6 protein-coding genes and 1 pseudogene are annotated in these 12,142 nt (G+C 73.0%); 6 read left to right on the top strand and 1 reads right to left on the bottom strand.

Annotated features, from left to right (window positions below):
• Positions 1 to 152 precede the first annotated feature (152 nt).
• From ABZO29_RS16510 to nudC, 5 genes and pseudogenes are all read left to right on the top strand, one after another.
• On the top strand, positions 153 to 539 hold the full coding sequence (locus ABZO29_RS16510) for an MGMT family protein (protein ID WP_367320952.1): 387 nt from the start codon (positions 153 to 155) through the stop codon (positions 537 to 539).
• 255 nt (positions 540 to 794) lie between these two features.
• The gene (locus ABZO29_RS16505) at positions 795 to 4,229 is read left to right on the top strand and encodes an ATP-dependent helicase (protein ID WP_367320951.1); all 3,435 of its coding nucleotides are present in this window, start codon (positions 795 to 797) and stop codon (positions 4,227 to 4,229) included.
• Between the two features lie 105 nt (positions 4,230 to 4,334).
• A complete protein-coding gene (locus tag ABZO29_RS16500; RefSeq protein WP_367320950.1) occupies positions 4,335 to 7,835 on the top strand; it encodes an ATP-dependent DNA helicase in 3,501 nt (1,166 codons plus the stop codon).
• Positions 7,836 to 7,845: 10 nt separating this feature from the next.
• Positions 7,846 to 8,058 (top strand): annotated as a pseudogene (locus ABZO29_RS16495) (peptidase M20); the annotation flags it as partial.
• 354 nt (positions 8,059 to 8,412) lie between these two features.
• Complete coding sequence (gene nudC / locus ABZO29_RS16490) at positions 8,413 to 9,354, top strand: NAD(+) diphosphatase (protein ID WP_367320949.1); 942 nt, start codon at positions 8,413 to 8,415, stop codon at positions 9,352 to 9,354.
• Between the two features lie 59 nt (positions 9,355 to 9,413).
• Here nudC and ABZO29_RS16485 read toward each other — a convergent pair whose 3' ends face one another.
• Positions 9,414 to 9,656: a mycoredoxin gene (locus ABZO29_RS16485; RefSeq protein WP_367320948.1), complete on the bottom strand. Its 243-nt coding sequence runs from the start codon at positions 9,654 to 9,656 to the stop codon at positions 9,414 to 9,416.
• A 184-nt stretch (positions 9,657 to 9,840) separates the two neighbouring features.
• Between ABZO29_RS16485 and ABZO29_RS16480 the strand changes: the two genes are divergently transcribed.
• On the top strand, positions 9,841 to 12,042 hold the full coding sequence (locus ABZO29_RS16480) for an ATP-dependent DNA helicase UvrD2 (protein ID WP_367320947.1): 2,202 nt from the start codon (positions 9,841 to 9,843) through the stop codon (positions 12,040 to 12,042).
• Positions 12,043 to 12,142 lie beyond the last annotated feature (100 nt).

Below are 12,142 nucleotides of genomic sequence, written 5' to 3'. Positions count from 1 at the left end.
CCCGCACGATGGTGGCATGCCCCACCGACAGGCGGGGGCATCAGGGTGCAAACGCGGGGCGCACAGTGTGCCCGAAGCGCCGTTGCGGGGCGAGGGTCACGCACAGTCGTGAGCGCGCCACATTGTCGGTGGGGTGGGGCAGGATGGGGCGGATGAGCGAGCAGAGCCTTCCGGATGACGCCCGCGCGGATTACGCGGACGCGCTGCCGGAGTACGCCGAGCGCGTCCTCGAGGTCGCCGAACTCGTTCCGCCGGGACGTGTCATGACGTACGGAGACGTCGCCGAGTGGCTGGAGGAGGGGGGCCCGCGTCAGGTCGGCCGCGTGATGGCGCTCTACGGAGGAGCCGTCCCGTGGTGGCGCGTGGTGCGCGCCGACGGAGTCCTGCTCCCCGGCCACGAACTGCGGGCGCTCGATCACTACCGCACCGAGGGCACACCCCTGAAGGAGGCGAGCAGGGCGGCCGAGGGCCACCTGCCGCGCCTCGACATGAAGCGCGCGCGGTGGGACGGCGGCGGACGCGCGGAAGCTCACACTTGACAGCTTCCGCCATCGGACGGGCGGAGCGGGAACCTGTGATCCGTACGAGCGATACAGGGCACGTCCGTGGCATGACGTACGTTCGTGAGCCGAGGGGCCTACGTGGCGGACGGGTCGTGAGGGAAGAAGGGGAAGCCCTGCTTCCGCTCCCGTCCCCGGCGTAGCGTCGGCTGCACGTGTCCCCCTCACCCCCTCGACGACGGCGCTCCGCGCCGCCACTGACAGATGGCACACCCACCAGGACCGGCGAACCACGTGAGCTCCTCTTCCTCCATCAGGCGCCTGTCGCACCCCCAGGTGCGACAGGGGAGCCGCGGCGCTTACCGGCTGGTGCGTACCCCGCCGCCCCGCGTGGATCCCCCTCGTCTGGACGCCGCCCAGCGCGCCGTGGTTGACCACGGGACGGGCCCGCTGCTCGTTCTCGCAGGTCCGGGCACTGGCAAGACCACGACCCTGGTCGAGTCCGTGGCGTCCCGCATCGCCCGAGGGGGTGACCCCGCGCGGGTCCTGGTGCTGACGTTCAGCCGCAAGGCCGCCGTGGAACTGCGCGACCGCATGGCGCTGCGTATCGGGGCCGCACGCGCGCCTCAGGCGACCACCTTCCACTCGTTCTGCTACGCCCTGGTCCGCGCCCACCAGGACAGCGACCTGTTCGTGGAGCCCCTGCGGCTGCTGTCCGGCCCCGAACAGGACGTGGCAGTCCGTGAACTGCTCGCCGGCCAGCCCGGCCTGCAGCGGCTCGGCCTCGCGCACGTGCGCTGGCCGGACGAGCTGCGCGCCTGCCTGACCACGCGCGGATTCGCCGACGAGGTCCGCGCGGTCCTCGCCCGCAGCCGCGAACTCGGCCTCGGCCCCGGCGCCCTGGACGCCTTCGCCCGCCGCACCGGCCGCCCCGACTGGCGTGCCGCGGCCGCCTTCCTCGCCGAGTACCTCGACGTGCTCGACCTGCAGGGCGTGCTCGACTACGCCGAACTGGTCCACCGCGCGGTGCTCCTGGCCCGCCGCCCCGAGGTCGCCGAGCGGCTCGCCGCGCAGTACGACGCCGTGTACGTCGACGAGTACCAGGACACCGATCCCGCCCAGGTGCGGCTGCTGCACGCCCTGGCAGGCGGTGGCCGCACCCTCGTCGCCTTCGGCGACCCCGACCAGTCGATCTACGCCTTCCGGGGCGCGGACGTGAACGGCATCCTGGAGTTCCCGCAGGCCTTCCCGCGCGCGGACGGCCGCCCCGCCCCCGTCGAGGTCCTGCGCACCGCCCGCCGCTCGGGTGCCGCCCTGCTGGCCGCGACCCGGCTGCTGACCCAGCGGATGCCGCTGACCCGGCTCCCCGCCGACAAGGTGCGCGCCCACCGCGAGCTCACTCCGGTGGGGGACGGCGGCCGGGTCGAGGTCTGCACGTACCCGACGCCCGGCACCGAGCTGGACAACATCGCCGACGTCCTCCGCAGGGCACACCTGGAGGACGGCGTTCCGTGGCGTGAGATGGCCGTCCTGGTGCGCGCCGGGTCCCGCACGATCCCGACGGTGCGCCGCGCGCTCACCGCCGCCGGCGTCCCGCTGGACATCGACGGCGACGACCTGCCGCTGCGACACGAACCGTCGGTGGCGCCGCTGCTGACGGCGCTGCGGGCGGTGGCGGAGGCGGAGGCTGGGCAGCCGTCCGGGGACGCCGACGACGTACGGGCAGACGGTGACGGGTCATCCGACAGCCCCAGTGGCGACACTTCCGGCGATCCCACGGGTGATTCTTCCGCCGATCCCCCCGCCGATCCCCCTGGCGATTCCTCCGACGGTACCTCCGAAGAGCCGACCCCCTGCTGGCTCGGCACCGAAACCGCCCTCACCCTGCTCGCTTCCCCTCTCGCCGGCATGGACGCCGCCGACCTGCGCCGGCTCGGACGTGCCCTGCGCGACGAGGAGCGAGCCGCGGGCAACCCCCTGCCGCCCCCCTCCGACGAGCTGCTCGCGCGGGCACTCGCCGAACCGGAGCGCCTCGTCGCGCACGACCCGACGTACGCGCGCGGAGCCCAACGCCTCGGCGCGCTCCTCAGGAAGGCCCGTGAGCGCCTCGCCGGCGGCGGTACGGCCGAGGAGGCGCTGTGGGACCTGTGGGAGGGCACGCCCTGGCCCACGCGCCTCGAACGGGCCGCGCGGCGCGGCGGCGCGGCCGGGCGCAACGCCGACCGCGATCTCGACGCCGTGTGCGCGCTGTTCGCGACCGCGGCCCGCGCGGAGGAGCGAGTGGGCGGCCGGGGCGCCCTCAACTTCCTGGAGGAGATCGACGCCGAGGACATCGCCGCCGACACCCTCACGCGGCGTGCCGTACGCCCCGACGCCGTCCGCCTGATGACCGCGCACCGCTCCAAGGGCCTGGAGTGGCGCCTGGTCGTCGTCGCCGGCGTCCAGGAGGGCCTCTGGCCGGACCTGCGGCGCCGCGGCTCCCTCCTGGAGGCCGACCGCATCGGCCGTGACGGACTCGCCGAACCGCTCACCCCCGGGGCCCTGCTCGCGGAGGAGCGCCGACTCTTCTACGTGGCCGCCACGCGTGCGCGTGAACGCCTCGTCGTCACCGCCGTGAAGGCCCCCGCGGACGACGGCGACCAGCCCTCCCGTTTCCTCACCGAGCTCGGCGTCGAACCCAGGGACGTCACGAGCCGCCCCCGCCGCCCTCTGTCGGTCGCCGCGCTCGTCGCCGAACTCCGCGCCACGACCGTGGACCCGCGCGCCTCCGACGCGCTCAGGGAGGCAGCCGCCCGCCGCCTCGCCCGCCTGGCCGCCCTGGCCGACGAGGACGGCCGCCCGCTGGTTCCGTCCGCGCATCCCTACCGCTGGTGGGGCATGTTCGAGCCGACCGAGAGCAAGGTGCCGCTGCGCAACCGCGACCAGCCCGTCGTGCTGTCCGGCAGCGCCCTCGACCAGCTCGCCAACACATGCGCCCTGCAGTGGTTCCTGGGCCGCGAGGTGAAGGCCGACACCCCCGCCACCGCGGCCCAGGGCTTCGGCAACGTGGTGCACGTCCTCGCCGACGAGGTCGCCTCCGGACACACTCCCGCCGACCTCGCCGTCCTCATGGAGCGCCTCGACTCCGTGTGGAACGCGCTCGCCTTCGACGCGCCGTGGAAGTCGGCGCAGGAGAAGGACAACGCGCGCGTGGCGCTCGAACGGTTCCTGAAGTGGCACGTCATGGACCGCACGGGCCGTACACCGGTGGCCAGCGAGCACGACTTCGACGTGACCCTCGAAGCGGGCGACTACGAGGTGCGCATCCGCGGCCAGATGGACCGCGTCGAGACGGACGGCGAGGGCCGCGCCTACGTCGTCGACTTCAAGACCGGCAAACAGGCCCCCGGCGCGGCCGAGGTGGCCCGCCACCCCCAGCTGGCGGTCTACCAGTTGGCCGTGCGTGAGGGTGCCGTCGACGAGGCCTTCGACGGCGTACGGCCGGAGCCCGGCGGCGCCGAACTCGTCCAGCTGCGCCAGGGCGCCGCCAGACGGGACGGCGGGGAGACGCTGCCGAAGGTGCAGGCCCAGGAACCGCTGGAAGGGGAGTGGGCCGGCGAGTTGCTGGCCACCGCCGCCGGCAAGGTGCTCGACGAACGGTTCACACCGAGCGCCGGCCAGCACTGCACGCACTGCTCGTTCCGGGCGTCGTGCAGCGCGCGGCCCGAGGGGCGGCACGTGGTGGAGTGAGCGCACTCCTGTGATCGGTTGCACCACACGGGCTGACCTGCGCTTCTTCCGGCCCCGAGGGCGATCCGTCATCCGTTGTCAGCGGCCGCCGCTAGCCTCTCTGGGGTGTCCGCCCGTATCACCGATCCCGATCAGCTCAAGGAGCTCCTCGGCATCCCGTTCACTCCGGAGCAGACGGCCTGCATCACCGCGCCGCCCGCCCCGCAGGTGATCGTGGCCGGAGCCGGCTCGGGCAAGACGACGGTGATGGCCGCCCGCGTGGTGTGGCTCGTCGGCACCGGCCAGGTCGCCCCGGAACAGGTCCTCGGCCTGACCTTCACCAACAAGGCCGCCGGCGAACTCGCCGAACGCGTCCGCAAGGCACTCGTCAAGGCCGGAGTCACGGACCCCGACGTCATCGACCCGGACAACCCGCCGGGCGAGCCGGTCATCTCCACCTACCACGCCTTCGCCGGCCGCCTCCTGACCGACCACGGCCTGCGCATCGGACTCGAACCGACGGCCCGCCTCCTCGCCGACGCCACCCGCTACCAGCTCGCCGCGCGCGTGCTGCGCGAGGCCCCGGGACCCTACCCGGCGCTCACCCGCTCTTTTCCGGACCTCGTCAGCGACCTCCTCACGCTCGACTCCGAACTCGCCGAACACCTCGTACACCCCGAGGAGTTGCGCGCATACGACGCCGAGCTGCTGCGCACGCTGGGGGGCGCCAGGCTCACCAACGCCGACCTGCGCAAGGTCCCCGAGACGGCCGCCGCCCGCCGCGAACTCGCCGAGCTCGTGCTGCGCTACCGGGCCGCCAAGCGCGAGCGTGACCTGCTCGACTTCGGCGACCAGATCGCCCTCGCCGCCCAGCTCGCCCAACTCCCCGAAGTGGGCGGCATCCTGCGCGACGAGTTCCGGGTGGTGCTCCTCGACGAGTACCAGGACACGTCGGTCGCCCAACGCGTCCTCCTCGCAGGCTTGTTCGGTGGCGGCACGGGCCACCCGGTGACCGCCGTCGGCGACCCCTGCCAGGCCATCTACGGCTGGCGCGGTGCCTCCGTCGCCAACCTCGACGACTTCCCCGAACACTTCGCCCACGCCGGCGGCCGTCCCGCCACCCGGCAGGCGCTCAGCGAGAACCGCCGCAGCGGCGGCCGGCTGCTGGACCTCGCCAACGGCCTCGCCGAGCCCCTGCGCGCGATGCACGCGGGCGTGGAGGCCCTGCGCCCGGCGCCCGGCGCCGAGCGCGACGGCCTCGTGCGTTGTGCGCTGCTGCGCACCCACGCCGAGGAGATCGACTGGATCGCGGACTCCGTCGCCCACCTCGTGCACACCGGGAAGGCTCCCGGCGAGATCGCCGTCCTGTGCCGCACCGCGACGGACTTCGCGGAGATCCAGGGCGCGCTGGTCGCCCGCGAGGTTCCCGTGGAGGTGGTGGGCCTCTCCGGACTGCTGCACCTGCCCGAGGTCGCCGACCTCGTCGCCGTCTGCGAGGTCCTCCAGGACCCCGGCGCCAACGCGTCCCTGGTCCGCCTGCTGACCGGCCCGCGCTGGCGCATCGGCCCGCGCGACCTCGCCCTCCTGGGGCGGCGCGCGCGACTTCTCGTGACCCACGCGCGCGTCGACGACGGCGACGATCCCGACCGCCGGCTCGCCGAAGCCGTCGAAGGGGTCGACCCCTCCGAGGTGACATCGCTCGCGGACGCCCTCGACACGTTCCTGGAGACGCCGCTGGACGGCGCCGGGGACGACGACGGGCTGCCCTTCTCGCCGGACGCACGCGTACGGTTCGCCCGGCTCGCCGCCGAACTGCGCGACCTGCGCCGCTCCCTGTCCGACCCGCTGATGGACGTCCTGCACCGCGTCCTCGCCGTCACCGGCCTGGAGGTGGAGCTGTCGGCGTCCCCGCACGCCCTGGCCGCCCGCCGCCGCGAGACCCTGTCGAACTTCCTCGACACCGCCGCCTCCTTCGCCGCCAACGAGAGCGAGGCGACCCTGCTCGCCTTCCTCGGCTTCCTGCGCACCGCCGCCCAGTACGAGAAGGGCCTCGACAACGCCCTCCCCGGCGGCGAGAACACCGTCAAGGTGCTCACCGCGCACAGGTCCAAGGGCCTGGAGTGGGACGTCGTCGCCGTCCCCGGCCTGGTCACCGGCACCTTCCCCAGCAGCCAGGGCCGCGAGAAGTGGACCGCCCAGGGCAAGGTCCTGCCGCACGAGCTGCGAGGCGACGCCGACACCCTGCCCGACGTCGAAGCCTGGGACTCCCGGGGCATCAAGGCCTTCCAGGAGGCCATGAAGGACCACCAGCACACCGAGGAACTCCGCCTCGGCTACGTCACCTTCACCCGCCCCCGCTCCCTGCTCCTGGGCTCCGGCCACTGGTGGGGGCCCACCCAGAAGAAGCCACGGGGCCCGTCCGACTTCCTGCTCGCCCTGTACGCGCACTGCACGGCCGGGTACGGCGAGATCGAGGCGTGGGCGGACGAGCCGGAGGAGAACGAGGAGAACCCCGCCCTGCACCGGGCTACCGCCGACCAGGTGTGGCCCCTGCCCTTGGACGACGCCGCGCTCGCCCGCCGCCGCGCGGCCGCCGAAACGGTCCTGGCCCACTTGGAGGACCTCGCCTCCCACGAGGACGGCCACCCCTCCGCCGCACACGACCCGGACACCTACGAGGACCCGGACTGGCCGGCACCGCCGGAGGACGACGAACCCCCTCACGCGTACGGACCGCACGAGGAGGACGAGCCCTTCGAGCACGAGGAGGACACCTCGGCCTGGGACGACTGGACGACGGACCGTCCGACCGTCCCGCACCAGGCGACGGCCCCGGAACCGCCGGCCACGGCGCCCACCGCACGCCCCCACCCCACGTGGCCGGAGCGGGCGGCCCTCACCCCGGAGGAATCCCGCACCGTCGCCTCCTGGGACCGCGACCTCGACGCCCTCACCGGCGAGCTCCTGCGCGCCCGCGAGAGCGTCACGGACGTACCCCTGCCGACCACCCTGACCGCGTCCCAGCTGCTGCGTCTGGCAGCCGACCCGGACGGTTTTGCGCAGGAACTCGCGCGTCCCATGCCGCGCCCCCCGCAACCCGCCGCGCGCCGGGGCACCCGCTTCCACGCGTGGGTGGAAGCCCGCTTCGAAGAGCTGACGCTGCCCATGCTGGAGCCGGAGGAGCTGCCCGGCACCGAGGCGGAGATCGCCGACGAACGCGATCTGGAGGCCCTCAAGGACGCCTTCGAACGGACCGTGTACGCGCACCGCACACCCCACCGGGTGGAGGCCCCGTTCCAGCTCGCCATCGCCGGCCGCGTCGTGCGGGGCCGTATCGACGCCGTCTACAAGGAGGGCGACGGCGAGGCCGCGACGTACGAGATCGTCGACTGGAAGACCAGCCGCACCCGCACCGCCGACCCGCTCCAGCTCGCCCTGTACCGCCTGGCCTGGGCCGAGCAGCAGGGCGTGCCCCTGGAGTCGGTCACGGCCGCGTTCGTGTACATCCGCAGCGGAGAGGTCGTAGCGCCGGACGACCTGCCGGACCGGCCGGCGCTGGAGCGGCTGCTGCTGGAGGAGCCGTCGTGTGACGAACCGCCCAACGAGGACGCCCGTGCGGGCCGATAGGCTCGTGACCATGAGCCAGGCCCCGGACAGCGCCGTCCGTACGTACATCGAGCAGCACCGTGCCGCCTTTCTCGACGACCTCGCCGAGTGGCTGCGCATACCGTCCGTGTCGGCCCGGCCCGACCACGCGCCCTCCGTACGACACAGCGCCGACCGGCTCGCGGCCAAGCTCAAGGAGACCGGCTTCCCGGCCACCGAGCCCCGGGAGACGCCGGGCGCTCCGCCCGCTCACCCCTGGCTGCTCGTCGCCGACGCGGCGATTGCCTCGCATTCGGTTGCGGCCAGAGGCGACGGGGAGGCCCTGAACCATCCCGCCCGTGGAGCAGTGGCCCCGCACGCCGGCACCGCACCCGGCGTGGGCGTCGAACCCAGCGCGTACGCCTGGGGCGATCTCGCGGAGCACTGGCGCCATGCGCCCTGACCGGCCCGAGCCGTCCGGAGCGGCGTTCCGCGCGGGGCACACTGGAAAGACCGCCCCGCCCGCCCAGGCCGCACCGGACCCGATCACCCACCGCCGTCCGTCCCGCCGAACCATCCGCCCCAGTCAACCGTTCCACCGGGGGAGTTGGAAGCACCCGTGACCACCTGGACCGACAACACCGCCGACCGACCCATCTCGCTCACCGCACCCAGTGGCATCGACCGGGCCGCCCACCACCGGCTCGACGAAGCCTGGCTCGCCGCGGCGTGGAGCCACCCCACCACCCGCTGCTTCGTGGTCTCCGGCGGTCAGGTCCTCATCGACGAGACGCCCGACGGCCGGACCGAACTCGTCATGACCCCCTCCTTCGAGGCCCCCCTCACCGAGGCGCACCGCTACTTCCTCGGCATCGACGAGGACGGCGTCAGCTACTTCGCCCTCCAGAAGGACGCGCTCCCCGGCCGCATCGACCAGTCCGCGCGCCCGGCGGGCCTGCGTGAGGCGGGCCTGCTGCTGTCGCCGCGCGACGCCGGCCTGATGGTGCACGCGGTCGGCCTGGAGAACTGGCAGCGCACGCACCGCTTCTGCTCCCGCTGCGGCGAGCGCACGGTCATCGCCGCGGCCGGCCATATCCGCCGCTGCCCCGCCTGCGGCGCCGAGCACTACCCGCGCACCGACCCCGCCGTGATCATGGCCGTCACCGACGAGGACGACCGCATCCTGCTGGGCCGCCAGGTCCACTGGCCCGAAGGCCGCTTCTCCACGCTCGCCGGCTTCGTCGAGCCCGGCGAGTCCATCGAGCAGGCCGTTCGCCGGGAGGTCTTCGAGGAGGCAGGCATCAGCGTCGGCCAGGTCGAGTACGTCGCCAGCCAGCCCTGGCCGTTCCCGTCCAGCCTCATGCTGGGCTTCGTGGCCCGCGCCACGTCCACCGAGGTCGACGTCGACGGCGACGAGATCCACGAGGCCCGCTGGTTCTCCCGCGACGAGCTGGGCGCCGCCTTCGAGTCCGGCGAGGTACTGCCGCCGTACGGCATCTCCATCGCGGCCCGCCTGATCGAACTCTGGTACGGCAAGCCACTGCCGACGCGCAGCTTCTGAACCACGAGAAGGCGGCCCCGAGGCACCTCGGGGCCGCCTTCTCTCGGATTGCGGAGCGCCTACGCGCCGATCCTCTGCTTCACCTGGGCCAGCGAAGGGTTCGTGAGCGTCGAGCCGTCCGGGAAAAGAACGGTGGGGACCGTCTGGTTTCCGCCATTCGCCCTCTCCACGAACGCCGCGGACTCCGGGTCCTGCTCGATGTTGATCTCGGTGTACGCGATGCCCTCGCGGTCCAGCTGGCTCTTCAGCCGGCGGCAGTAGCCGCACCACGTGGTGCTGTACATCGTCACAGTGCCCAGCATGTCTCTCGCGCTCCTTGAGTGGCTCGGGGGATGTGCGCTCGCAGTCAGGCAACGTACTTGAAAGCGCCACCATTCCCGCGCCGGAGCCCGGCCGCGCGTGACGCCTGCCGCATTAGTACGACTAAGGGTGCCTGCCTGTGGACAACCGGCTCACCCGTCTCCGGGGACCTGGCAGCATGGCCGTGTGACAGCAGCAACGCACTCCACGCTCTTCCCGCAGGTACCGGACTCGGCCGACGCGGTGCTCGAAGGGCTCGACCCCGAGCAGCGCGAGGTGGCCACCGCCCTGCGCGGTCCGGTGTGCGTGCTGGCGGGCGCCGGAACGGGCAAGACCCGGGCCATCACCCACCGCATCGCCTACGGCGTGCGGGCGGGCATCCTTCAGCCGTCCAGCGTGCTCGCCGTCACCTTCACCAACCGTGCCGCCGGTGAGATGCGCGGTCGGCTCCGCCAGCTCGGCGCCGCCGGTGTCCAGGCCCGCACTTTCCACTCCGCCGCCTTGCGTCAGCTCCAGTACTTCTGGCCGAAAGCTGTCGGTGGCTCCATGCCCCGGCTCGTCGACCGCAAGATCCAGCTCGTCGCCGACGCGGCTGCCGCCTGCCGCATCCGCCTCGACCGGGGTGAGCTGCGGGACGTCACCGCCGAGATCGAGTGGTCCAAGGTCACCCAGACCGTTCCCGCCGACTACGCGCCGGCCGCCGCCAAGGCCGGCCGCGAGGCTCCCCGCGACCCGGCCGAGATCGCCCAGATCTACTCCGTCTACGAGGATCTCAAGCGCGACCGCGCCGTCATCGACTTCGAGGACGTCCTGCTGCTGACCGTCGCCGTCCTCCAGGACCGGCACGACATCGCCGAGCAGGTCCGCGCCCAGTACCAGCACTTCGTGGTCGACGAGTACCAGGACGTCAGCCCCCTCCAGCAGCGGCTGCTGGAGTTGTGGCTCGGAGACCGGGACAACCTGTGTGTGGTGGGCGACGCCAGCCAGACGATCTACTCCTTCACCGGAGCCACCCCCGACCACCTCCTCGACTTCCGCACCCGCCACCCCGGCGCAACGGTCGTCAAGCTGGTCCGCGACTACCGCTCCACCCCCCAGGTCGTGCACCTTGCCAACGGCCTGCTGGCCCAGGCTCGCGGCCGCGCCGCCGACCACCGCCTCGAGCTGATCTCCCAGCGCGCCCCCGGGCCCGAGCCCGCCTTCACCGAGCACACCGACGAGCCTGCCGAGGCGGAAGGCGCCGCCCGCCGCATCCGTGAACTGATCGACTCCGGCGTCCCGGCCGCCGAGATCGCCATCCTGTTCCGCACGAACGCCCAGTCGGAGACCTACGAACAGGCCCTGGCCGACGTCGGTGTGCCTTACCAGCTGCGTGGCGCCGAGCGGTTCTTCGACCGGCCCGAGGTGCGCAAGGCCGGCATCGCCCTGCGTGCCGCCTCCCGCTTCGGCGGCAACGACTCCCTCCTCGACGACGCCGTCGACCTGCCCTCCCAGGTCCGTGCCGTCCTCTCGGGCGAGGGCTGGACCCCGCAGCCCCCGGCGGGCTCCGGCGCCGTCAGAGAGCGCTGGGAGTCACTGGCCGCCCTGGTCAACCTTGCCCAGGACTTCGCCGCCGCCAGACCCGGCGCGGGCCTCGCCGACCTGGTCGCCGAGCTCGACGAGCGTGCGGGCGCCCAGCACGCCCCGACCGTGCAGGGCGTCACCCTCGCCTCCCTGCACTCCGCCAAGGGCCTGGAGTGGGACGTCGTGTTCCTCGTCGGTGTCGCCGAGGGCATGATGCCGATCACCTACGCCAGAACCGATGAGCAGATCGAAGAGGAGCGTCGCCTCCTCTACGTCGGTGTCACCCGGGCCCGCGAGCACCTCCATGTCTCCTGGGCGCTGTCCCGTTCGCCCGGCGGCCGGCCGAACCGGCGTCCCAGCCGTTTCCTGGACGGCCTGCGCCCCGGCTCGGTGGTGTCTGCGGGCCGTGCCGGCTCGGGCTCTTCCGGGGGGATCGAGCGCGGCTTCACGTCGGGCAGGGTCCCGGGCGCAGCTCCGAGACGCACCCAGCGCACCCCGGCCCGCTGCCGGGTCTGCGGGCGCACCCTGACCGATGCCGGCGAGATGAAGCTGATGCGCTGCGAGGACTGCCCCTCCGAGATGGACGAGGGTCTCTACGAGCGGCTGCGGGAGTGGCGCGCGGAGCAGGCGCGGCGCAGCGGGCAGCCCGCGTTCTGCGTCTTCACCGACAAGACGCTGATGGCGATCGCCGAGGCCGTCCCCGACGACGACGGCGAGTTGGCGCGGATCCCTGGGGTCGGTGTGCGCAAGCTCAACCGCTACGGGTCCGATGTTCTGGCCATCTGCGCAGGCCGGGAGCCCGGGGCAGAAGAAGTCGGTGACTGAAACCAACTCGTCGAAAAAATAGTTTGCGCATGCCCCAGCAATCCCCATAGGTTCTTACGCACGGGAACGGAGGCCTTCTCGGAGGCCCTGATTCCGTGTT

The sequence above is a fragment of the Streptomyces sp. HUAS ZL42 genome, from assembly GCF_040782645.1.
Lineage (GTDB): Bacteria > Actinomycetota > Actinomycetes > Streptomycetales > Streptomycetaceae > Streptomyces.
The sequence above is the reverse complement of the archived record's forward strand: the minus strand, read 5'-3'. Positions and strand labels throughout refer to the sequence as shown.